This window comes from Caballeronia sp. BR00000012568055, from assembly GCF_029439455.1.
Taxonomy (GTDB): Bacteria; Pseudomonadota; Gammaproteobacteria; order Burkholderiales; family Burkholderiaceae; genus Caballeronia.
This window is the reverse complement of record NZ_JAQFVG010000301.1, coordinates 112786-133647: the sequence shown is the minus strand read 5'-3', so window position 1 is coordinate 133647 and position 20862 is coordinate 112786. Positions and strand designations below refer to the sequence as shown.

At 61.6% G+C, this 20862-nt stretch carries 23 protein-coding genes, 1 other RNA gene and 1 riboswitch; of the genes, 14 read left to right on the top strand and 10 right to left on the bottom strand.

The features are described 5' to 3' along the window. The 3 genes from P7F28_RS19945 to panD form a co-directional block, all read left to right on the top strand. Positions 1 to 807: ScpA family protein (locus P7F28_RS19945; protein ID WP_277186306.1), on the top strand; the 807-nt coding region annotated here is incomplete at its 5' end. Positions 808 to 869: 62 nt separating this feature from the next. Then, positions 870 to 1703, top strand: coding sequence for a pantoate--beta-alanine ligase (gene panC / locus P7F28_RS19940; protein WP_277186305.1), 834 nt, complete (start codon positions 870 to 872; stop codon positions 1701 to 1703). 11 nt (positions 1704 to 1714) lie between these two features. Continuing rightward, on the top strand, positions 1715 to 2101 hold the full coding sequence (gene panD, locus P7F28_RS19935; protein ID WP_277186304.1) for an aspartate 1-decarboxylase: 387 nt from the start codon (positions 1715 to 1717) through the stop codon (positions 2099 to 2101). Positions 2102 to 2156: 55 nt separating this feature from the next. Here panD and P7F28_RS19930 read toward each other — a convergent pair whose 3' ends face one another. Beyond that, entirely contained in the window at positions 2157 to 2774 is a 618-nt protein-coding gene (locus P7F28_RS19930) for a ParA family protein (RefSeq protein WP_277186303.1), read from the bottom strand. Positions 2775 to 2947: 173 nt separating this feature from the next. Here P7F28_RS19930 and P7F28_RS19925 point away from each other — a divergent pair, with 173 nt between their 5' ends. After that, positions 2948 to 3367, top strand: a complete 420-nt coding sequence (locus P7F28_RS19925) for a PaaI family thioesterase (protein WP_277186316.1) — start codon at positions 2948 to 2950, stop codon at positions 3365 to 3367. Here P7F28_RS19925 and P7F28_RS19920 read toward each other — a convergent pair. Next, a complete protein-coding gene (locus P7F28_RS19920) occupies positions 3361 to 4836 on the bottom strand; it encodes a cobyric acid synthase (RefSeq protein WP_277186302.1) in 1476 nt (491 codons plus the stop codon). The genes P7F28_RS19925 and P7F28_RS19920 overlap by 7 nt on opposite strands. A gap of 56 nt (positions 4837 to 4892) precedes the next feature. On the opposite strand from P7F28_RS19920, the gene cobU reads away from it, so the two are divergent. From cobU to P7F28_RS19900, 4 genes are read left to right on the top strand one after another with little or no spacing between them, the layout of a single operon-like run. After that, entirely contained in the window at positions 4893 to 5438 is a 546-nt protein-coding gene (gene cobU, locus P7F28_RS19915) for a bifunctional adenosylcobinamide kinase/adenosylcobinamide-phosphate guanylyltransferase (RefSeq protein WP_277186301.1), read from the top strand. A 6-nt stretch (positions 5439 to 5444) separates the two neighbouring features. Beyond that, positions 5445 to 6386, top strand: coding sequence for an adenosylcobinamide-phosphate synthase CbiB (gene cbiB, locus P7F28_RS19910; protein ID WP_277186300.1), 942 nt, complete (start codon positions 5445 to 5447; stop codon positions 6384 to 6386). Then, complete coding sequence (gene cobD / locus P7F28_RS19905) at positions 6379 to 7371, top strand: threonine-phosphate decarboxylase CobD (RefSeq protein WP_277186299.1); 993 nt, start codon at positions 6379 to 6381, stop codon at positions 7369 to 7371. The genes cbiB and cobD overlap by 8 nt, the downstream gene beginning before the upstream one ends. Further along, positions 7350 to 8249, top strand: a complete 900-nt coding sequence (locus P7F28_RS19900) for a cobalamin-binding protein (RefSeq protein ID WP_370467363.1) — start codon at positions 7350 to 7352, stop codon at positions 8247 to 8249. The genes cobD and P7F28_RS19900 overlap by 22 nt, the downstream gene beginning before the upstream one ends. Here the strand turns inward: P7F28_RS19900 and cobC are convergent, their stop codons facing one another. The 6 genes from cobC to P7F28_RS19870 are packed head-to-tail and all read right to left on the bottom strand — an operon-like array spanning position 8250 to position 14250. Beyond that, positions 8250 to 8813 carry an alpha-ribazole phosphatase family protein gene (cobC, locus tag P7F28_RS19895; protein WP_277186298.1) on the bottom strand — a complete coding sequence of 188 codons (564 nt, stop codon included), beginning with the start codon at positions 8811 to 8813 and terminating at the stop codon, positions 8250 to 8252. Then, positions 8798 to 9559 (bottom strand): adenosylcobinamide-GDP ribazoletransferase, encoded by a 762-nt coding sequence (locus P7F28_RS19890; RefSeq protein ID WP_277186297.1) that lies wholly within the window; start codon positions 9557 to 9559, stop codon positions 8798 to 8800. The genes cobC and P7F28_RS19890 overlap by 16 nt, the downstream gene beginning before the upstream one ends. A gap of 10 nt (positions 9560 to 9569) precedes the next feature. Next, on the bottom strand, positions 9570 to 10607 hold the full coding sequence (gene cobT, locus P7F28_RS19885; RefSeq protein ID WP_277186296.1) for a nicotinate-nucleotide--dimethylbenzimidazole phosphoribosyltransferase: 1038 nt from the start codon (positions 10605 to 10607) through the stop codon (positions 9570 to 9572). Positions 10608 to 10622: 15 nt separating this feature from the next. Beyond that, positions 10623 to 11393: an ABC transporter ATP-binding protein gene (locus P7F28_RS19880; RefSeq protein WP_277186314.1), complete on the bottom strand. Its 771-nt coding sequence runs from the start codon at positions 11391 to 11393 to the stop codon at positions 10623 to 10625. Continuing rightward, on the bottom strand, positions 11393 to 12439 hold the full coding sequence (locus P7F28_RS19875) for an iron ABC transporter permease (RefSeq protein ID WP_277186295.1): 1047 nt from the start codon (positions 12437 to 12439) through the stop codon (positions 11393 to 11395). Before P7F28_RS19875 ends, P7F28_RS19880 begins: the two co-directional genes overlap by 1 nt. Further along, positions 12424 to 14250, bottom strand: a complete 1827-nt coding sequence (locus P7F28_RS19870) for a TonB-dependent receptor domain-containing protein (protein ID WP_277186294.1) — start codon at positions 14248 to 14250, stop codon at positions 12424 to 12426. The genes P7F28_RS19875 and P7F28_RS19870 overlap by 16 nt, the downstream gene beginning before the upstream one ends. An 89-nt stretch (positions 14251 to 14339) precedes the next feature. Beyond that, positions 14340 to 14638, bottom strand: a riboswitch (cobalamin riboswitch). A 213-nt stretch (positions 14639 to 14851) separates the two neighbouring features. Between P7F28_RS19870 and P7F28_RS19865 the strand changes: the two genes are divergently transcribed. The 5 genes from P7F28_RS19865 (at position 14852) to P7F28_RS19845 (ending at position 17156) form a co-directional block, all read left to right on the top strand. Further along, positions 14852 to 15217, top strand: a complete 366-nt coding sequence (locus P7F28_RS19865; RefSeq protein WP_277186293.1) for an ATPase — start codon at positions 14852 to 14854, stop codon at positions 15215 to 15217. Then, positions 15214 to 15528, top strand: coding sequence for a cell division protein ZapA (locus P7F28_RS19860; RefSeq protein WP_277186292.1), 315 nt, complete (start codon positions 15214 to 15216; stop codon positions 15526 to 15528). Before P7F28_RS19865 ends, P7F28_RS19860 begins: the two co-directional genes overlap by 4 nt. 95 nt (positions 15529 to 15623) lie before the next feature. Beyond that, positions 15624 to 15805: non-coding RNA, 6S RNA (gene ssrS / locus P7F28_RS19855), on the top strand. Positions 15806 to 15875: 70 nt separating this feature from the next. Continuing rightward, the gene (locus tag P7F28_RS19850; protein WP_277186291.1) at positions 15876 to 16334 is read left to right on the top strand and encodes an EVE domain-containing protein; all 459 of its coding nucleotides are present in this window, start codon (positions 15876 to 15878) and stop codon (positions 16332 to 16334) included. Positions 16335 to 16427: 93 nt separating this feature from the next. Further along, positions 16428 to 17156 (top strand): SIMPL domain-containing protein, encoded by a 729-nt coding sequence (locus P7F28_RS19845; RefSeq protein WP_277186290.1) that lies wholly within the window; start codon positions 16428 to 16430, stop codon positions 17154 to 17156. A 48-nt stretch (positions 17157 to 17204) separates the two neighbouring features. On the opposite strand, the gene lgt is transcribed toward P7F28_RS19845, so the two are convergent. Next, positions 17205 to 18110: a prolipoprotein diacylglyceryl transferase gene (gene lgt / locus P7F28_RS19840; RefSeq protein WP_277186289.1), complete on the bottom strand. Its 906-nt coding sequence runs from the start codon at positions 18108 to 18110 to the stop codon at positions 17205 to 17207. A 36-nt stretch (positions 18111 to 18146) separates the two neighbouring features. After that, a complete protein-coding gene (locus P7F28_RS19835) occupies positions 18147 to 19064 on the bottom strand; it encodes a LysR family transcriptional regulator (RefSeq protein WP_277186288.1) in 918 nt (305 codons plus the stop codon). Positions 19065 to 19178: 114 nt separating this feature from the next. Here P7F28_RS19835 and ilvD point away from each other — a divergent pair, with 114 nt between their 5' ends. Continuing rightward, positions 19179 to 20852, top strand: coding sequence for a dihydroxy-acid dehydratase (ilvD, locus tag P7F28_RS19830; protein WP_277186287.1), 1674 nt, complete (start codon positions 19179 to 19181; stop codon positions 20850 to 20852). The last annotated feature ends 10 nt before the right edge of the window (positions 20853 to 20862 follow it).

The window sequence follows — 20862 nt, the reverse complement described above, 5'->3', positions numbered from 1 at the left end:
ACCGATTCCACGCCCGATACCATCGACGGCGTGGCAATCGCGCATCTCTACGGCGAGCCGCTCTGGAAGCTGCCGACCGATCTCTACATTCCGCCCGACGCGCTCGAAATCTTTCTCGAAGCGTTCGAAGGCCCGCTGGACCTGCTGCTCTACCTTATCCGCAAGCAGAACTTCAACGTGCTCGATATCCCGATGGCGGATGTCACCGCGCAATATCTCGGCTATGTCGATCAGATTCGCGAATCGAATCTGGAACTGGCGTCGGAATATTTGCTGATGGCGGCCATGCTGATCGAAATCAAGTCGCGCATGCTGCTGCCGGTCAAGAAAGCGGATACCGGCGAAGACGCCGAAGATCCGCGCGCCGAACTCGTGCGCCGCTTGCTCGAATACGAGCAGATGAAGCTCGCCGCACAGAAAATCGACCAGTTGCCGCAACTCGGGCGCGACTTCTTGCGCGCGGATATCTATATCGAACAATCCGCCGAACAGCGCTTCCCGGATGTCGATATGGCCGACTTGCGCAGCGCCTGGGCCGACGTCATCAAGCGCGCGAAGCTGGTTCAACATCACAAGATTTCGCGCGAGGAATTGTCCGTGCGCGAACATATGAGCGTCATTCTGCGTCGCCTGCAAACGGCGCGCTTCATGGAATTCACCGAATTGTTCGACACCTCGCGCGGCGTGCCGGTGGTCGTGGTGAACTTCATCGCCATGCTGGAGCTGTCGCGCGAATCGCTGATCGAAATCACGCAGGCCGAGCCTTTCGCGCCGATCTACGTGCGACTCGCCTACGCTCCCGCTTAAGTCTTTTTCTACCCTTGCCTCGGGCGATTCATACGCGACGCCCGCCAGGAGACACCCGCTCGATGAAAGTCATCAGCTCAATCCACGAACTGCGCGATCAATTGCGCGGCCAGAACCGCACCGCCTTCGTCCCGACGATGGGCAATCTCCACGAAGGTCATCTCTCGCTGATGCGTCTCGCGCGCCAGCACGGCGATCCCGTCGTGGCGAGCATCTTCGTGAACCGTCTGCAATTCGGACCCAACGAAGACTTCGATAAATATCCGCGCACTTTGCAGGACGACATCGAAAAGCTGCAAAAAGAGAACGTCTACGTGCTGTTTGCGCCGACCGAGCGCGATATGTATCCGGAGCCGCAGGAGTATCGCGTGCATCCGCCGCACAATCTCGGCGATATTCTCGAAGGCGAATTCCGGCCGGGCTTTTTCACGGGCGTGTGCACGGTGGTGATGAAGCTGATGTCGTGCGTGCAGCCGCGCGTCGCGGTGTTCGGCAAGAAGGACTATCAGCAATTGATGATCGTGCGCGCGATGTGCAATCAGTTCGCGCTGCCGACCGAGATCATCGCGGCGGAGACGGTGCGTGAAGAGAACGGTCTGGCGTTGTCGTCGCGCAATCGGTTTTTGTCGGCGGCGGAACATGCCGAAGCGCCCCAACTCGCGCTGCAACTGCAACGCGTGCGCGAAGCGATCCTCTCCGGCAAGCGCGATATCGCCGCGCTCGAACGCGATGCCATGAACGCCCTCGCCGAACGCGGCTGGAAGCCCGACTACATCAGCGTGCGCAAGCGTTCGAACCTGCTGCCGCCGACCGAAGCGGACACCGATGCACCGCTCGTCGTCGTCGCGGCGGCGAAGCTCGGCACGACACGTCTTATCGACAATCTGGAAATCTGAAGGAAAGCGACATGCAGCGCACCATGCTGAAATCGAAGATTCACCGCGCCACGGTCACGCATTGCGAGCTTCATTACGAAGGCTCCTGCGCGATCGACGAAGACCTGCTGGAAGCGGCGAATCTGCTGGAAAACGAGCAGATCGACATCTGGAACGTGAACAACGGCGAGCGTCTGACCACCTACGCAATCAAGGGCGAACGCGGCAGCGGCATGATTTCGCTGAACGGTTCCGCCGCGCGGCGCGCGCAACTGGGCGATCTGGTGATCATCGCGGCGTTCGCGTCGGTGGACGAGAACGAGATCAAGGCCGGCTGGAAGCCGAACCTCGTTTTCGTCGATGGCGATAACCGCATCAAAGGCAGCCGCGATCACGTACCGACGCAAAACTGGACGTGATTTCCCTGCGCTTTTAGCGTGGGACAAGCCGGCGCTTCGTCATGGAAGGCCGGCTTTATTTTTTCTCCACCCAGTCGATGATCGGCTCCCACTGCTCCAGATCCTTCTCGACGCGGCTTTTGGCGACGTCCCAGATCGTGAGTCCGTGCGCGGCGAGTTGCACGTAGTTCTGCGTATCGCGCAGATAGCCGAGCACCGGCAAATCCAGCCCTTCGACAAAGCGATGCAGTTGCTCCGACGAGCGCGTGCGCGCATCGACCCGCATGCCGACCTGAATCGCGCCTTTGCGTACGGCTTTTTCTTTCGCGAGCTTCGTCAGAAAGTCTTGCGTCGCGAGGATATCGAACATGGACGGCTGAATCGGCACGATGATCTTGTCGGCCAGTTCCAGCGCCAGCGAAAGGCGATTGCCGTGCACGCCGGCGGGCGTATCGATCACGGCTTTATCCAGACCTTTCGGCGGTTTCACCGGCAAATCCAGATCGACGCCCCACTCTTCGATTTTCGGCAACGTGTCCACGCGCAGCGCGAGCCACGCGTGCGAGGAGCGCTGTTTGTCGAGGTCGGCGAGCGCGACCCATTCGCCGTTGGCGGCGAAATACCCGGCCAGATTGGTTGCGAGCGTGCTTTTACCGACGCCGCCCTTCGGATTAGCTACCACGATCACGGTCATGAAATGTCCCGGAGTTTGTCCGGCGCGCCGGCGGATCGATGCCGGCGCGCGGTTTTCATCGTTTGAAGAACAGGTGCATGATTTCGAGCGTTGATATTATCGGCAAAATTTGACCAATCCGGCACATAGGCCGAATGGCCGTGCGTTTTTTGTTCCTCGACTTCGTGACCATCATGACGACACTTCGCCCCGACGTAACAATCGAATTTCTGCGCAATCGACAGAAAGGACGCTTGCCCGAGTTGCTTGGGATCGTGGTGACGTCGCTCGATCAGGGAACGTTGAGCGGCGAATTGGCCATTCGGCCGGAGTTGCTCGCGCCGAATGGGTTTCTGCATGCGGCGACCGTTGTTGGCTTAGCGGACACGTGCTGCGGGTACGCGTGTATCGCGCATTTGCCGGAGAAGGCGCAGAACTTTACGACGCTCGAACTCAAGAGCAATCATGTATCGACTGCGCGTGAGGGGAAGATTCTGGCGAAGGCGACTGCGGTGCATCTGGGGCGCAGCACGCAGGTCTGGGATGCGACCGTGACCAACGAAGATGGGAAGCTAATTGCGATGTTCAGGTGTACGCAGATGATTCTTTATTGAGCGAAGATGGCCTGTACTGCGTCGATGTCGAGAGACTGCTCGAACGAATCCGCCAACCGCTCCAACGAAGCCTCCCGCAGCGCCGGATAATCCAGCGCCTGCGCATCCGCAACGCCCGCCCACGCGAGCAGTGCGGCGCAGGCTTCGGGTGTATCGAATAGGCCGTGCAGATAGGTCGCGGCGATCTGGCCATCGTCGGAAATCGCGCCATCGATGCGTCCCGAATCCAGCGCGACCAGCGGCTTCTCAAGTGCAGAACCGCGCGTGCGGCCCATGTGGATTTCGTAGCCGCGAACCGGCGCGCGGGTTGCATCGACCATCAATCGCCCGGTGACGTTTTCAAGCTGCTTCTCCGGCGTGAGTTCGGTGAACAGATCGAGCAGCGCCAGTCCGTTCACGCTTCCGGCAGAACCTTCGACGCCCAACGGATCATCGATCTCGCGTCCGAGCATCTGCATGCCGCCGCAAATGCCGAGCACCTTGCCGCCGTATCGCAGATGGCGTTCTATTGCGCGATCCCAGCCATTCGCACGCAGCCACGCCAGATCACGCTGCACGCTTTTCGAGCCAGGCAAAATGATGAGATCCGCCGAAGGCACCGCCGCCCCGCCACGAACATAAGAAAAATCGACTTGCGGATGCGCCCGCAAGGCATCGAAATCCGTGTGATTGCTGATGCGCGGCAACGCCGGCACGATCACTTTCAACTGCGTCTGCGCGCCGTGCGTATGCCGCTGGCTGGGCAGCATATCTTCGGCATCGAGCGTAAGTCCGTGCAGATACGGCAGCACCCCGAGCACCGGCTTGCCCGTCTGCGCTTCCAGCCAATCCAGCCCCGGCTTCAGCAACGCGATATCCCCGCGAAACCGGTTGATGACGAACCCACGCACCCGCGCCCGCTCGCTCTCCGACAAACACGCGAGCGTGCCGACGAGATGCGCGAACACCCCGCCGCGATCGATATCCGCCACCAGCACCACCGGACAATCGACGCGTTCCGCAAAGCCCATATTCGCGATATCCCGATCGCGCAGATTGATCTCGGCCGGACTGCCCGCGCCTTCGACGATCACCGCATCGAATTCGTGACGCAAACGCGCGTACGACTGAAGCACGGCATCGAGCGCGATCAGCTTGTACTCGTGATACGCCCGCGCATCGAGATTCGCGTGCGCGTGACCGTGGATGATGACCTGCGCGCCGCGATCGCTGGTCGGCTTGAGCAACACCGGATTGAAGTCGATGCGCGCCTCCACGCCCGCCGCAATCGCCTGCAAAGCCTGCGCGCGGCCGATCTCGCCGTTATCGACGGTGACCGCGCTGTTCAGCGCCATGTTCTGCGGCTTGAACGGCGCCACGCGCACGCCACCGCGCCGCGCCAGACGGCACAGGCCCGCGACGAGCGTGCTCTTGCCGGCATCGGACGTGGTGCCCTGGATCATCAGCGTGCCGCGTGGGGTGAATGGCATGTTTGGTGCGTTTGGAGGTATGACGCGCCATCTTAGCCCGCCGTTACAATGTCGCCATGAATTCTTACGATCTCACCTTCGTGCTCGGCGGCGCGCGCTCCGGCAAAAGTGCTTATGCCGAACGGCTTGCACTTGAGAGCGGCTCGCCGGTCACGTATATCGCCACGGCGCGGATCGGTGATGATGAGTTCGCGGAGCGCGTGCGAGTGCATCGCGAGCGTCGGCCTGCAAATTGGCATCTGGTCGAAGCGCCGGTCGATCTCGCGGGCGCGCTGAACGAAGCGGATCGCGAAGGTCATTGCGTGCTGATCGATTGCCTGACTTTGTGGCTCGCTAACCTGCTCTTTTCGTCCGATACGGCCGACATCGCCACGCTCCCCGACGAAGCGCGCATCGCCTTCGATGCGTTCGATCAAGCGCTACGCAAAACGCGCGGCAAAGTCATCGTCGTGAGCAATGAAATCGGTTTGGGCGTGGTGCCGCTCGGCTCCGTCACGCGCCTTTATGTCGATGAACTCGGACGCCTGAATCAGCGCGTCGCCACAGCGAGCACGCGCGCGCTGTTCATGGCGGCGGGCCTGCCGCTCACGCTCAAAGGTTGACGCGCGATGCTGCTCCTCACCGTCTATTCGATGGCTTTGCTCGCCGTGCTCGGCGTGATCGTCGATCGGCTGCTGGGCGAACCGCGCACGCGTCATCCGCTGGTCGGCTTCGGCACGCTCGCGACGAAACTCGAAGCGCGGATGAACACGGGGCATCGCGCGCGGCCGGCGGGGATTCTGGCGTGGATCATCGCAGTCATGCCGCCGGTATTGATCGCGTGGCTTGTCGTCAGCGTGCTGCCGTTTTCGTACGCGTGCATCGTGCATGTGCTGCTGCTGTGGTTCGCGCTCGGTGCAAAAAGTCTGCGCGATCACATTGCGCCGATCGCGCGCGCGCTCAGTTTCGGCGATCTCGACCAGGCGCGCACGCTGACCGCACGCATCGTTTCACGCGATACATCCAAGGCCGATGAAAACGCTTTGTCACGCGCGGCGGTCGAATCGGCATTGGAAAACGGCAACGATGCGATCTTCGGCGCACTGTTCTGGTTCGCGATTGCAGGCGGTCCGGGCGCGCTGATGTTCCGCCTCGCCAACACGCTCGACGCGATGTGGGGTTATCGCACGCCGCGTTATCTGCGCTTCGGCTGGGCCGCCGCGCGCTTCGACGATGCGCTCAACTTCATCCCCGCGCGCCTGACCGCCGCGAGCTACGCGCTCACCGGCGATACACGCATGGCCTGGCACTGCTGGCGCACGCAGGCGCGCGCGTGGGACAGCCCGAACGCCGGTCCGGTGATGGCGTCGGGCGCGGGCAGTCTGAACGTGCTGATCGGCGGCGCGGCGGTGTATCACGGCGTGCTCGAGACGCGTCCGACGCTCGGCGCGGGTCACGATGCCACGCCGCGTCACGTAGTCGCCGCGTTGCGTCTGGTCGAGCGATCCGTGTTCTTATGGCTGGCGATTCTGATGATTTTCGCGCTGCTCGGCGCAACCACGCATGGCTGATACGAACATCAAACACGGCGGCAATCTGCGCGAAGCCGCGCGGCGCTATGACATCGCGCTGGAAGACTGGCTCGATCTTTCCACGGGCATCAATCCGCTGGGTTATCCGGTGCCGCCTGTGCCGCCCGACGCGTGGCGTCGTTTGCCCGAAGAGGACGATGGTCTTGCTGCGTGCGCGGCGCAGTATTACGGCGCTTCCTTTGCGCTGCCGGTGGCTGGTTCACAAGCCGCGATTCGCGCGATTCCCTCGCTGCTTAAACCTGGCGTCGCGGGCGTTGCACCGCTGACGTACGGCGAATATGCGCCAGCGTTGGCGCGTGCGGGGCATCGGATTGTCGCGTTGGATATCGCCAAAAACGATTTGCCGGAAACGCTCGATTACGTGATCGTCGCCAATCCGAACAACCCGACCGCCGCGCGTCTTTCGCGCGAAACCTTGCTGCGCTGGCACGCGCAACTGACGCAACGCGGCGGCACGCTGATCGTCGATGAAGCCTTCGCCGACGTCGATCCTTCCGCCTCACTCGCCGATCAAACCACGCGCGACGGACTTATCGTGTTGCGTTCGGTGGGCAAGTTTTTCGGTCTCGCGGGCATTCGCGCGGGCTTCGTGCTCGCTGCGCCTGAATTGCTGAATGCACTGGCAAGCGCACTCGGTGCGTGGACCGTCAGCGGTCCGGCGCGTCACGCAGTCATGGCCGCGTTTGCCGACCACGAATGGCAAAACGAAACGCGCGAACGCCTGCATGAAGATGGCGCGCGGCTCGCCGCGATCATCGCGCGATACGGCTTCGACGTGCATTCCACGCCGCTGTTCTCGTGGATACCAACGCCGCGCGCCGCGTCGTTGCAACACGCGCTGGCGCAACACGGCATCTGGACACGTCTGTTCGATACGAACGAACCAAGCCTGCGCATCGGCTTGCCCGGCGCGCAAGGCGAATGGGCGCGCTTCGAACGCGCATGGGCGGACGCATGCGCCTGACGCTTCTCGCTTTACTGATCGCAAGCGCGCAAGCCCACGCCGCCCTCACCGTCACCGACGACAGCGGCGCGACGGTCACGCTCGATCAGCCCGCGCAACGCGTCGTCAGTTTCGCGCCGCATGTCACGGAATTGCTGTTCGCGGCGGGCGGCGGATCGCGCATCGTCGGCGCGGTGAGTTACAGCGATTATCCGAAGGAAGCGCAGTCGGTTCCGCGCGTCGGCGATAACAAAGCGCTCGATCTCGAACGTATCGCGGCGCTGCATCCGGATTTGATCGTCGTGTGGCGGCATGGCAGCGCGGAACGCCAGATGGATCGGCTGCGCGCGCTCGGCATTCCGATCTTTTATAGCGAGCCTCGGCATCTCGCAGATATCGCGTCGGATATCGACAAGCTCGGCGTTTTGCTTGGCACTGAGAAAAGCGCGCACGCGGCGGCTTCGGCGTTCACGAACGATATCGCCAGATTGCGCGCGCGTTATGCGCAGCAGCCGTCCGTCAGCGTGTTCTATCAGGTCTGGGACGATCCGCTTATGACGCTGAATCGCGATAACGTGTTCAGCGAAGTGATCGGCGTGTGCGGCGGCATCAACGTGTTCAGCGCGGAAAAGCTGCGCGTGCCGACGATATCGACCGAAGCGGTGCTCGCCGCGAATCCCGAAGCGATCGTCACCGCGACGCCGGGCGCGACGCAACCCGATCGCCCGCTGCCCGCGCTCGATCGATGGAAGAAGTGGCCATCGCTGACGGCGGTGGCGCGTGGGAATCTGTTCGGTATCGACGGCGATCTGATCAATCGGCCGACGCCGCGACTCGCGCAAGGTGCGGCGCGGCTTTGCGATGATTTGCAGGCCGCGCGCGAAAAACGCCCCAAATAACTAAGCGTTCCAGCGCACCAGCAGCCACTTGCCGTGCGCCCGCCTGAACCACGCGACGCCGCCGAAATCGAGCGACCAGTTCAGTGCGGTTTCCCGGTCGATACCAAGCAGATGCGCGGCGAGCACGCGCATTACGCCTGCATGTGCGACGACGTGAACCGAGTCCGCAGATACTTCGCTAAACCAATCAAGCACGCGCGATGCAAACTGCGCAAGACTTTCGCCGCCGTGTGGGCGTGAGTCTGCAAGATCGGCGGCCCAGTTATCGAATACGGTGCGATCGATTGAATCCCACGCTTTGTTTTCCCATGCGCCAAAGTCGATTTCGCTCAGGCGTGGATCGATCTTCTGAGTCTGAGAAAGAACCCGCGCAAGCGATGCGCATCGCTGCAACGGACTCGTATGCCATCCATCCACTGACGATGGCACGCCGAGCGCCTTCATGCGCGTTGCGATTACGCGCGCGGATTCATTTACGTCATGCAGCAAAGGCACATCGGTTTGGCCGTAGCAAATGCCCGCATCGATCGCGACTTGCGGATGGCGAATCAGGATGAGATCCATGCAAGCACCGTCAGATAAATCGCTATTTCGAAGACCTGTTGCGAGAAGCCCAAACAATCGCCCGTGTATCCGCCGATGCGTTTCACGAAGTATCGGCCGATCAGAAACCGCAGCACGGCGAGCACGATCAACGTAACGCACGCGAGCTTCCAATCGAACACGAAAAGCCACGGCAAACCAAAGACCATCGCGATCACAAACGACGATAAGGACATGCGCTGCGCAACCGGCTTCGCTTTGCCTTCGGCGCGCACGTAATCGAGCGTCACGAGATAGCTGATCGCGAACGTGCGACTCGCGGCGTGCGCGGCGACCATCAGCCATGCGACGTATTGAGCAGGCATGGCAGAAAGCGTTTGCCACTTCAGCGCCAGCGCAATCACCAACGCAATCGCCCCGAACGCACCGATGCGCGAATCGTGCATGATGCGCAACACGTCTTCACGCGTATAACCGCCGCCGAATGCATCGGCGCAATCGGCGAGGCCGTCTTCGTGGAACGCGCCGGTCAGAACCAGCGTCGCAGCCATCGACAGCAGCACGGCAACGCCCGCAGGAAACACGCGTAGCGCCACGAGATAAACCAACGCGGCAACACCGCCGACCATCGCGCCGATCAATGGAAAATAGCGCGCCGCCGCGTTCAGATACTCACGCTCGAAGCCGACCCAACGCGGCACCGGCACACGCGTGAAATACCCCAACGCGGTGAAAAAATAGCGAAGCTCGTCCTGCGCGCGATTCATCTGTTCGTCTTCAAACCGATTTATTCGATACACCCGCCGACTCGAAGCTCGCCATTTCATCGACGAACGCGACGGCTGCGCGAAGAATCGGCAGCGCGAGCGCGGCGCCCGTGCCTTCGCCCAGACGCAGATCGAGTTGCAAGAGCGGCGCGGCATCGAAATGTTCGAGCATGCGCCGATGCCCCGCTTCGTTCGATGCATGCGCGAACACGCAATAATCGAGCACTTCCGGCGCAATTTTCGATGCCACCAGCAACGCGGATGTGGCGATAAAGCCATCGACCAAAATCGTCATGTTCGATTCGGCTGCGGCGAGATACGCGCCCGTCATCATCGCGATTTCGAAGCCGCCGAACGTGGCGAGTGTGTCGATCGCGTCTGTGGTCCGCGCATGAAACGCGAGCGCTTTGGCCAGCACATCGCGCTTGTGAATCACGCCGCTATCATCGAGACCCGTGCCACGTCCAACGCATTCGTCGATCGGCACATTGCACAGGCGGCTCATCAGACACGCCGCCGCCGATGTATTCGCGATCCCCATTTCGCCGAAGCCAATCACATTCGTGCCAAGCGATGCGTGATGCCGCACGCGCGCAGCGCCCCGCGCGATAGCTTCAAGCGCAGTCTCACGCGTCATGGCCGCTTCGTGCGCAAAATTCCGCGTGCCCGCGCCCAGCGACAAACGCTCGTAACCTTCCAGCGGAATCGGCGATGCAACGCCTGCATCGACCACTTCGAGCGTCATGCCGACCGAACGCGACAAGGCATTGATCGCCGCGCCACCCGCCAGAAAGTTCGCGACCATCTGCGCGGTCACTTCCTGCGGATACGCGCTCACGCCTTCCTGCGCGATACCGTGATCTGCTGCGAACACGATCATCGCCGGACGCTCGATGCGCGGCTTCGCCGTGCGCTGGATCAAGCCCATCTTCAGCGCGATCGATTCGAGCCGTCCGAGACTGCCGGGCGGCTTCGTTTTCATATCGACCACGCGGCGCAGTTCGGCTTCGAGTTCGCGTGACAGCGGCTGGACAGTAGGCAAAGACATCGCGTTCCTTGTTTGTTAAGTGATGCGCGGTACAAGCGCTTCATGCTCGCCACCGCGAATCAGAGTCAGCGGATAGCCGAACGCCGCGCTCGCGCGTTCCGGCGTCAGGACTTCCGTGACGGGACCGGTAAGTGCGCCGCCGTTTCCATCGAGTAACAGCGCGTGCGTGGAAAAACGCCGCGCAAGATTGAGATCGTGGCACGAGAAAATCACCGTGCGGTTCTTGTCATGCGCTTCGTCAGCAAGCGCACGCAGACAGTCGATTTGATGATGCAAATCCAGATGCGCGAGCGGTTCATCGAGCAAGAGCAGCGGCGCGTCCTGACACAGCAACGCGGCCAGCGCGACGCGTTGACGTTCCCCGCCCGACAGCGTCAGCACATCGCGCGATTTCAAAGCCGTAAGACCGAGGCGATCGAGCGCTTCCAGCGCGGCGTGCTGATCTTCTTCGCGCTCCCAACCCCAGCCCGTCAGATGCGGAAAGCGGTTGAGCAAAACCGTATCGAGCACGGTGGCGCTGAAGGCATCGTGCGTGGCTTGCGGCATCAGCGCGCGCGCTTTCGCGAGCTCGGGCGCGTGCCATTTCGCAAGCGCGCGTCCATTCAGTTCGATACGGCCCGACGCGGGATTCGTCAAGCCCGCCAACACGTTGATGAGCGTCGTCTTGCCCGCGCCGTTCGGCCCGGCGATACACCACATCTCGCCCGCATCGACAGGCTGCGTGAGCGCGCGGATCAGCGTGCGTTCGCCTGCTTTCAAAGCGATGCCGTCGATTTGCAGGCGCATCATCGTGGCCTCTTCAGAAGCATCCACAGGAACATCGGCACGCCGGCCAGCGCGGTCACGACGCCAACCGGCAATTGCGCTGGCGCGATCACCGTGCGCGCGGCGAGATCGGCGCTCATCACGGCCAGCCCGCCACCGAGCGCGGATGCGGGCACGAGCATGCGCTGATCGTTGCCGAACGCGAGCCGCAGACAATGCGGCACCACGAGTCCGACAAAGCCGATGGTCCCCGCCGTCGTCACCGCAGCCGCCGCCGCCAGCGATGCCACCAGATACACGCGCACCCGCAATCGCGCGACCGGCACGCCGAGCGCACGCGCGGCGATGTCGCCACGCAGGAGCACGTTGAGTTGCGGCGCGACGGGAATCATCGCGACCAACGCGATGCAAAGCGCCACGAGCGCAGGCCACGGCGATGCCGATCCGTTCAGATCGCCGGTCAGCCAGAACACCATTCCGCGCAAGCGATTCTCCGGCGCGACACTAAGCATCAGCGTAATCAGCGCGCCCCAACCCGCCGCGATCACCACGCCCGTCAGCAACAGACGCGGCGACGCTTCCTGCTCGCCGCGCCACAAATCGCGATGCGACAGCCCGAGCACCAGCACGATCGATACAAACGCGCCCACGCAAGCCGCGAGATTCACGCCCCACCACGGCGAGGACGCGAGCATCGCGGCAAGCGCGAAAGTGGCCGCGCCGCCGGACACGCCCAGCACATACGGCTCCGCGAGCGGATTGCGCAGCAGCACTTGCAGCAGCGCACCGCCCATCGCGAGCAGCGCGCCGGTAGCGAAGCCTGCGAGTGCGCGCGGCAGGCGCAAGGTGAGCACGATGTCATCGGCGATATCGGGCGCGCCGGAATGCGTCAACGCGCCGAGCGCACGAGACAAAGGCAACGCCACGCTGCCCATCGACAAGGAAGCGATGAAGACGACGAGCACGGCCATGCCGAGCATCGCCCAGATGCAGGCAGCGCGGCTAAAGCTCATCGGTCGCACAAGCGAACGCGGCGCGCGCGATTCAACGCTCACGACGGATGCCATCCCAACGTGACATACGCCCCGCGACGCGGCTGGTTATACGTATAAGCAAGCTCATAATTCCTGTCGAACAGATTGTCGATGCGCGCATCCACATACCACGCCTTGGTGATGTCATAACGCGCCGACAGATTCATCACGCCGTAGCCCGCGAGATTCGAGCCGTAATCGCTGCGCTCGCCGCTCACGATCCACTCGCCGCCCACGCGCCAGCGCCCGATCGACCGATGCGCCGACAGCGTCGCAAAACGCCGCGCGCGACGCACAAGATCGACGTCATTGGTTTCATCGACAGGATTCTGGAAGGTCACGCCCGCGCGCACGTCCGTCTTGCCGAGATGCCCCTGCCACGATCCCTCGATGCCCTGCACCTTCGCGCGCCCCACGTTCTGCGCGATATAAAAGCCGCTGCCGTTATCCACATAATCGATCAGGTTGCGATAGCGCGTCTGAAACGCGGTCACGCGCAACACACCCAGCTTAGCCGATGCGTACTGAATTGCCGCCTCGGCCGAATGGCTATATTCCGGCTGTACCGATGGATTGCCGCTGTACGGATAGTAGAGGTCGTCGAAGCTCGGCGCGCGGAACGATGCGCTGTAGCTCGCGCTCGCGCGCCAGTTCGCATCGAAGTTGTAGGCGTAGCCCAGGTAGTAGCTGTTTGCGCCGCCGAAATCGGAGTACTGGTCGTGACGGATGTTGGCTTGCACATCGCTTGGGCCGAAGCGCCCGGTGTAGCCTGCGAAAACCGAATTCACATGACGATCCGGCGCGCTGAACTGATCCGAATCGAGCGATTGATCCAGATGCTCATAGCCCAGCACAAACTTGTGATTCTCGTTGAGCCGGAAGTCGTTCTGCCACGTGTATTGATGGTTCTCCGAATTGAACAGGCTCGTATAGACGCCGTTCTGCTGCGGATTCGCGCGGTCCTGTCCCTGCGCGATGGTGACGTGCGTGGTCCAGAAATCCGTGATCTTGCCGTTGGCGAACACCGACATCGACCGCACGCGATTGTGCGATTCGTTGATATCGGTCGGCAGGCCGTAGGCATCGTCATAACTGTTGATGCCGTTGGATTGCAGAAAGCGCACGCCCGCGTCCCAGTTGTCGGTGAACTTATGCCGAATGGTCGCGGCAACGCTCTCGTTCAGGTAACCGTTCGCGTTCGGATTGGCGTTCGGCGCTTTCGCCGGATCTATCGATGAAAAGCCGTCGGTCTTTTCACGCGACACATCGAAGCTGAAGGTGGTGCGGCCTTCCTTATCGAACGCGCCGTTCACGCCCGCTGCCTGACGCTGCGTGTGATAGCTGCCGACTTCCGTCTCGAAGTAAAAACGCGGCGGATGCGGCTCGCCCTCTTTCGTGAAAATTTGCACGACGCCACCGATCGCACTCGATCCATACAGCGCCGACACATTGCCATTGACCACTTCCATATGGTCGATCTGATCGCGTATCAGTTGCGACAATTGCGCCGTCCCGAGCGATGCCGATTCCACGCGCACGCCATCGATCAGCACCAGCGACTGCGTCGAAGACGCGCCGCGTATGTAGATGCCTGAAGTCGCGCCAATCCCGCCGTTGCGCGTGATCTGCACGCCGGGCGCAAGCGCGAGCACGCCGAGCGCATCGGGCGCGTTGGCGTCGGCGATATCTTGCGCATCGAACAGCGAGGTTTGCGGGATCGAATCGGCGAGTGCCTGCTGCGTGCGCGTCGCGGTGACGATGACAGGAGCGAGCGTATCGGCATAAGAAAGATTCGCCAGCAGCACACTGCCGGCAATGACAAAACGATGCGGGGACAAGCCCATAGTTGTAGGTAGTGATGGAGGCTGGCGCAGCCCCGCTCCCCGCGAGACTCAAGCGCGACGCGCGCGCTCATCGCCTATAAACCTGACGATGAACACGCATGACGATTGGCCGGTATCCGGGCTGGCGACGATTCGTTCCGCCTTCCCGCGCGCATGAAAACACGCGCAGTGACGTGGTCACGTTTCTTGCAGAGACCGCTTCTTCATACGGACTTCCTGCAAAAACGCGCCTGGAACGACTTGCAACTTGCGTGGCTGTCGCTTACCGTTGCGGGGGCAGCACAGGTTGACTCGTCCTGATTCATTCGCAGGACTTCGCTCCCTGTTTCCCGTTTGACTGCGCCGCTCGTGAAAAGCGGGCGCGAGCACCAAAAGTGCGGCAAGTGTAGGAGTGCGGGTTGGGACCGTCAAGAAACGGAACCGGCCGCGCATCGCATCGAACCAAAGCCGTTCTCGACGCTCTATGTAAGCACTCACGCTTTCCGCACACGAATGCATCGTGATGCACGCTTATCGCGTGTTGTTACGTCTCGAAACGAGACTTTTACCTGAAGCTACGTTGATCCGCGCTAGAATGCGAGGTCTTTAGAGGACGCAGCACATGCTCACCGAACTCGAATCATTGTCAGGAAATATCGGCCGGCTGATCCAGATCAGCGAGCGCCACAATCAGGCGCGTCAGGCGCTTGAAGCACAACTCGAACAACTGCGTTCCGACTACGCCAACGTCCAGGCCGAACTCGTGCAAATGCGTGAAGAACGCGACGCGCTGCAAGGCGAACGCGACTCGCTCTCCGCGAAGATCGACGACGCGCAAGTGCGCCTCAACGCAATCCTCGAAAAATTGCCGCGCGGTAAATCCGCGCATCATGCCGAAGCCGAAAATCAACTGGATCTGCTCGAAACCGAATCGTCGGAAGCGCATGCGGCGATGAACGGCGAGCACCATCACGGAGAGAAGGCATGAGTGCCACGCAGATCGAAGTATCCATTCTCGGGCAGCAGTATCGTCTGTCGTGCTCGCCGGAAACGGAAGGCGCATTGCGCGAAGCCGTCGCACGCGTGGACGCGGAAATGAACAAGGTGCGCAATGCGAGCAGCGTGCGCGGGCAGGATCGTATCGCGGTGATGGCAGCGCTTTCGCTGGCGTCGGAATTGCTTAAGTTGCAGGACAGCGTGCGTCATGGCGAGGCCTTCCCCGCCGAAGAAATTCGCCGCACCATGCACTCGATGAACGAGCAGCTCGGCGCTGTGATTGCGCAATACGAGACGCACTGAGTTTTGGATTGCCGCGCGTCAATCGACGTGCAAAGTCAATCGAAAAAAGAAACCGCCGCACCGCTGCAATCAACATTCGATTGGTGTAGAGTGACGTTTCCCTGCCTGGTTCGCCAAGGTCATATATTCCTTGAACCAATGCTACATTGGCACGGTTGCGGAACCTTGTAACACGGGCGCGCGCGTCGCTAGTCCGATGTACCCGAAGTGTTGCTTACCGCGACCAATCTTGAACCCAGGTTCAGGATGCCGGCCTAGCGGCCGTGGCGGGGACCTCATTCAATAAACGGCATCGGATCTCCGGTGCCGTTTTTGTTTTATCCACGCATCTAAGCATCCACGCTCTTATGCGCTACTGGCTGATGAAGTCCGAACCGGACGAAGCGAGCATCGATCATCTCGCGCACGCAGCGAAGAAAACGCTGCCGTGGACGGGCGTTCGCAATTATCAGGCGCGCAACTTCATGCGCGATCAGATGCAGATCGGTGACGGCGTGCTTTTCTATCATTCGAGTTGTCCGGAGCCGGGCATCGCAGGGATCGCCAAGGTGTGCTCGACGGCTTATCCCGATCCCACTCAATTCGATTCGACAAGCCCCTACTACGATGCGAAATCCACGCAGGAAACGCCGCGCTGGATGCTCGTCGATGTCAAGTTCGTGAAGAAGACGCCGTTGATCTCGCTCGCCACATTGCGCGCGCACGAGGAGCTCGCGGATATGCAGGTGCTCGCGCGCGGCAATCGATTGTCGATCACGCCGGTCACCGATGCGCAGTGGCGCTTTATTACCGAACGTCTCGTCTAACGCCGGAACTTAGGACACGGACGCAGCGCCTAAACGGGCGTCGCGAATCACGCGATTAAATCACGCGATTTTTTATGCGTCTGGAGTCCGTTCATGTGCAATAAGAAAACTGCCGCCGCCTTCTCGCTCCTCGCGATGTCCGGCGCCGCGCTCACCTTCTCACAAATCGCCGCCGCGCAAACGGTGGTGAATCCGCAGCCTTCGGGCGTGCTGTCCTTATCGGCGCAGGCGAGTTCGCAAGTGCCGCAAGATACCGTCGATATCACCCTGTTCTACGAGCAGGAAGCCGCCGATCCCTCCACGCTCACCAACACGCTCAATCAACGTGCCGATGCCGCCCTGCGCGAAGCCAAAGGCGTCGATGGCGTGACGGCGAAGAGTGGTTCGTTCAGCGTGTATCCATCGACGGATCGTGACGGGAAGATTTCCGCGTGGCGCGGTCGTACGGAAGTCGTGCTCGAATCGCACGACTTTGCGGCGGCATCGAAGCTTGCAGGCAAGATGAGTTCGTCGATGCAAGTCGGCAGCGTGGCGTTTTCGCTGTCGCCGGAAGCGCAGCGCACGGCTGAGCAGAAGCTCGTGACGCAGGCCATCGACTCGTTCCGCAAGCAGGCGCAAACCGCCGCGCAAGCCTTCGGTTACAGCAATTTCACGATTCGGGAAGTGAATGTCGGACGCGGCGGCGTGCAGCCGCGCCCCGTCATGATGATGCAGGCGCGCGCCATGAGCGCCGATGCAAAGATGGCCGCGCCTATCGCGATGGAAGCGGGTACATCGACCGTGACGGTGGATGTGAACGGTTCGGTGCAGATGGGGCGTTAAATCGTTTGGAAGTAGCCGCCATCGCGGCGGCTACTTAAAGAAAATCGCTCAGGAAACCCGCGCCGACTCCGGCGGCAAACGCAGATTGCGCTTGTACGCCCAGATCATCATGGCGATCCCGGCGATGATCATCGGCAGCGAAAGCCATTGGCCCATCGACAAATTGAACGCCAGCAGACCGAGATAATCATCCGGCTCGCGCGCGAATTCCACCGTAAAGCGCGCCAATCCATAACCGATCAGAAACAGCGCCGAAATCGCGCCCACGGGCCGTTGCTTGCGCGAGAACGTCCAGATCACGATAAACAGCACCAGCCCTTCCAGCGCGATCTCGTACAACTGCGACGGATGGCGCGGCAGCATGTGATAGCGCGCGAAGATCTCCGTCAGATGCCATTGCGCATCGAGTGCGGGATTCTTCGCGAGCCAGATGGCGTCGTCGTTGGTGGAGTTCTGGAACAGCATCGCCCACGGGGAATTCGGGTCGGTCACGCGGCCCCACAACTCGCCGTTGATGAAGTTGCCCAGCCGCCCCGCAGCAAGACCCAACGGCACCATCGGCGCGACGAAATCGGTGACCTGAAGCCAGGTGCGTTTGCGCTGAAACGCGAACAGCACCATCGCCAAAGTCACGCCGAGGAAGCCGCCGTGGAACGACATTCCGCCTTCCCAGACTTTGAATATATCCAGCGGATGCGCGGCGTAAAAACTCGCCTTGTAAAACAGCACATAGCCGATCCGCCCGCCGAGAATGGTGCCGAGCACGCCGTAGAACAGCATGTCGTCGATATCCTTCGGCGTCCAACCTTGCGCCGCGACGTACGGCAGCCGCAGACGCAGCCGGCCGATGACGATCGCGGAAATAAACGCGACCAGATACATAAGGCCGTACCAGCGCACGGCGAGCGGTCCGAGGTGGATCGCGACGGGATCGAAATTCGGGTGAATGAGCATCGTATGTGGTCGAAAAGCTGACTTCGAAGGCCAGAATCATAAAGCAATGGCAGCGGCGGCCCGGGAACGCACGATATCGATGAACCCGGCAAGCACCGGACTCACTTCCGCCGCGCGCCACACGAGTCCCGTCTCGACAATCGGACCGGCGCCGAGCAACGGACGATACACCACGCCCGTGCGTCTGAGATGACGCAGCGATTGCGGCACCAGCGCCACGCCCATGCCCGCGGACACGAGGCTCACGATGGTCTGCATCTGAATCGCCTCTTGCCCGATGCGTGGCGTCAGGCCCGCCGCGCCGTAGCAACCCATAATCATGTCATATAAGCCGGGCGCGAGACGTCTTGGAAAGATCACGAGCGGCGCGCTGGCCAGTTCGTGAAGATCGACGGCGCTGTCTTCGTCCGGGTTCAGCGCCGCCGCCTGATCCGCCGACATCGCGATGACGAGCGGTTCGCGCGCGATCGGCAGATATTCGAGCGACATCGCGTGGCGCGGCGGCAGCGGCGGAATCACCAGGCCCGCGTCGATGCGCCCCGCCACCAGTTCTTCGATCTGCACATCGCTGGTGGCTTCGGTGAGTTGCAACCGCACGCCCGGATAACGCGCGCCGAATTCGCGCAGCAGCGCGGGCAGCAGGCCGTAATCAGCCGTCGATACGAACGCCAGCGACAACACGCCCGCCTCGCCGCGCGCCAGCGATTGCGCCAGCGGACGCAACGCATCGGCCTGGGCGAGCAGACGGCGCACGTCGGGCAGCAAGTCCTTGCCGACCGGCGTCAACTCGACGGACCGCTTCGTGCGCACGAACAGCGCCACGCCAAGCGATTCCTCCAGCGCGCGAATGGCCTGCGATAACGGCGGCTGCGTCATCGCCAGACGCGCGGCGGCGCGGCCGAAGTGCATTTCCTCGGCGACGGTCACGAAATAGCGGAGTAATCGCAGTTCCATCGAATTGATATGTTTTGCGACCTAATAGAGCCTGAATAATATATTGGACAGGCGTATCCGGGCGCATCATTCTTGCGGAACGACATCAAAAAAATCCCCTCAGGAGCACACATCATGGCCTTCAATCGCCGTTCGAAACACATCACTCAGGGCGTCGCGCGCTCGCCCAATCGTTCGATGTTCTACGCGCTCGGCTACAAGGAAGAAGATTTCGATAAGCCGATGATCGGCGTGGCGAACGGCCATTCGACCATCACGCCGTGCAATGCGGGCCTGCAACGCCTGACGGACGCCGCGATCGAATCGATCAAAAAGTCCGACGCCAACGCGCAGATGTTCGGCACGCCGACCATTTCCGACGGCATGTCGATGGGCACCGAAGGCATGAAGTACTCGCTGGTATCGCGCGAAGTGATTGCGGACTGCATCGAAACGGCCGTGCAGGGACAGTGGATGGACGGCGCGGTGGTGATCGGCGGATGCGACAAGAATATGCCGGGCGGGATGATCGGCATGGCGCGTATGAACGTGCCGTCGATTTACGTGTACGGCGGCACCATCCGTCCGGGCAACTGGAAGGGGCAGGATTTGACCATCGTGTCGTCGTTCGAGGCGGTCGGCGAGTTCACGGCGGGGCGCATGTCGGAGGAAGATTTCAAGGGCATCGAGAAGAACGCGTGCCCGTCCACCGGCTCGTGCGGCGGCATGTACACGGCGAATACCATGAGCTCGTCGTTCGAGGCGCTGGGCATGTCGCTGATGTATTCATCGACGATGGCGAATCCGGATCAGGAAAAGGTCGATTCGGCGGCGGAGTCGGCGCGTGTCTTGGTCGAAGCGGTCAAGAAGGATTTGAAGCCGCGCGACATCATCACCAAGAAGTCGATTGAAAACGCCGTGGCGCTCATCATGGCGACGGGCGGATCGACCAATGCCGTGCTGCACTATCTGGCGATTGCGCACGCGGCGGAAGTGGAATGGAGCATCGACGACTTCGAGCGCATGCGCAAGAAAGTGCCCGTCATTTGCGATCTGAAGCCGTCCGGTCAGTACGTAGCGACGGATTTGCACAAGGCCGGCGGCATTCCGCAAGTGCTCAGGATTTTGCTCGATGCGGGCATGCTGCATGGCGATTGCATCACGATTACCGGACGCACGATCGCGGAAGAACTGAAGGACGTGCCGAGCAAGCCGCGCGCGGATCAGAAGGTGATTTTCCCGATCGAGCAGGCGCTGTACAAGGAAGGCCATCTGGCGATTCTGCGCGGCAATCTCGCGGAAGACGGCGCGGTGGCGAAGATCACGGGCCTGAAGAATCCGGTCATCACCGGACCCGCGCGCGTATTCGACGACGAGCAAAGCGCGATGGACGCCATTCTCGCCGACAAAATCAAGGCAGGCGATGTGGTCGTGCTGCGCTATCTCGGGCCGGTCGGCGGCCCGGGCATGCCGGAGATGCTGGCGCCGACTTCCGCGATTATCGGCAAGGGACTGGGCGAGTCGGTCGGGCTGATTACCGATGGCCGTTTTTCGGGCGGCACGTGGGGCATGGTGGTCGGCCACGTCGCGCCGGAAGCGTTCGCGGGCGGGACCATCGCGCTGGTGCAGGAAGGCGACTCCATCACCATCGACGCGCATAAGCTGCTGCTGCAACTGAACGTGGACGATGCGGAAATCGCGAAGCGGCGCGCGGCGTGGAAGCAGCCTGCGGCGAAGTACACGCGTGGCGTGCTGGCGAAATTCGCTGCGCTGGCAGGGCCGGCGAACAAGGGCGCGGTGACCGGCTAAATTTTTAGCA

What these genes read in the sequence shown, in the direction of transcription:
- panC (WP_277186305.1), top strand. Translation starts at nt 870, where the DNA reads ATGAAAGTCATCAGCTCAATCCACGAACTGCGCGATCAATTGCGCGGC.
- panD (WP_277186304.1), top strand. Translation starts at nt 1,715, where the DNA reads ATGCAGCGCACCATGCTGAAATCGAAGATTCACCGCGCCACGGTCACG.
- P7F28_RS19930 (WP_277186303.1), bottom strand. Translation starts at nt 2,774, where the DNA reads ATGACCGTGATCGTGGTAGCTAATCCGAAGGGCGGCGTCGGTAAAAGC.
- P7F28_RS19925 (WP_277186316.1), top strand. Translation starts at nt 2,948, where the DNA reads ATGACGACACTTCGCCCCGACGTAACAATCGAATTTCTGCGCAATCGA.
- P7F28_RS19920 (WP_277186302.1), bottom strand. Translation starts at nt 4,836, where the DNA reads ATGCCATTCACCCCACGCGGCACGCTGATGATCCAGGGCACCACGTCC.
- cobU (WP_277186301.1), top strand. Translation starts at nt 4,893, where the DNA reads ATGAATTCTTACGATCTCACCTTCGTGCTCGGCGGCGCGCGCTCCGGC.
- cbiB (WP_277186300.1), top strand. Translation starts at nt 5,445, where the DNA reads ATGCTGCTCCTCACCGTCTATTCGATGGCTTTGCTCGCCGTGCTCGGC.
- cobD (WP_277186299.1), top strand. Translation starts at nt 6,379, where the DNA reads ATGGCTGATACGAACATCAAACACGGCGGCAATCTGCGCGAAGCCGCG.
- P7F28_RS19900 (WP_370467363.1), top strand. Translation starts at nt 7,350, where the DNA reads ATGGGCGGACGCATGCGCCTGACGCTTCTCGCTTTACTGATCGCAAGC.
- cobC (WP_277186298.1), bottom strand. Translation starts at nt 8,813, where the DNA reads ATGGATCTCATCCTGATTCGCCATCCGCAAGTCGCGATCGATGCGGGC.
- P7F28_RS19890 (WP_277186297.1), bottom strand. Translation starts at nt 9,559, where the DNA reads ATGAATCGCGCGCAGGACGAGCTTCGCTATTTTTTCACCGCGTTGGGG.
- cobT (WP_277186296.1), bottom strand. Translation starts at nt 10,607, where the DNA reads ATGTCTTTGCCTACTGTCCAGCCGCTGTCACGCGAACTCGAAGCCGAA.
- P7F28_RS19880 (WP_277186314.1), bottom strand. Translation starts at nt 11,393, where the DNA reads ATGCGCCTGCAAATCGACGGCATCGCTTTGAAAGCAGGCGAACGCACG.
- P7F28_RS19875 (WP_277186295.1), bottom strand. Translation starts at nt 12,439, where the DNA reads ATGGCATCCGTCGTGAGCGTTGAATCGCGCGCGCCGCGTTCGCTTGTG.
- P7F28_RS19870 (WP_277186294.1), bottom strand. Translation starts at nt 14,250, where the DNA reads ATGGGCTTGTCCCCGCATCGTTTTGTCATTGCCGGCAGTGTGCTGCTG.
- P7F28_RS19865 (WP_277186293.1), top strand. Translation starts at nt 14,852, where the DNA reads ATGCTCACCGAACTCGAATCATTGTCAGGAAATATCGGCCGGCTGATC.
- P7F28_RS19860 (WP_277186292.1), top strand. Translation starts at nt 15,214, where the DNA reads ATGAGTGCCACGCAGATCGAAGTATCCATTCTCGGGCAGCAGTATCGT.
- P7F28_RS19850 (WP_277186291.1), top strand. Translation starts at nt 15,876, where the DNA reads ATGCGCTACTGGCTGATGAAGTCCGAACCGGACGAAGCGAGCATCGAT.
- P7F28_RS19845 (WP_277186290.1), top strand. Translation starts at nt 16,428, where the DNA reads ATGTGCAATAAGAAAACTGCCGCCGCCTTCTCGCTCCTCGCGATGTCC.
- lgt (WP_277186289.1), bottom strand. Translation starts at nt 18,110, where the DNA reads ATGCTCATTCACCCGAATTTCGATCCCGTCGCGATCCACCTCGGACCG.
- P7F28_RS19835 (WP_277186288.1), bottom strand. Translation starts at nt 19,064, where the DNA reads ATGGAACTGCGATTACTCCGCTATTTCGTGACCGTCGCCGAGGAAATG.
- ilvD (WP_277186287.1), top strand. Translation starts at nt 19,179, where the DNA reads ATGGCCTTCAATCGCCGTTCGAAACACATCACTCAGGGCGTCGCGCGC.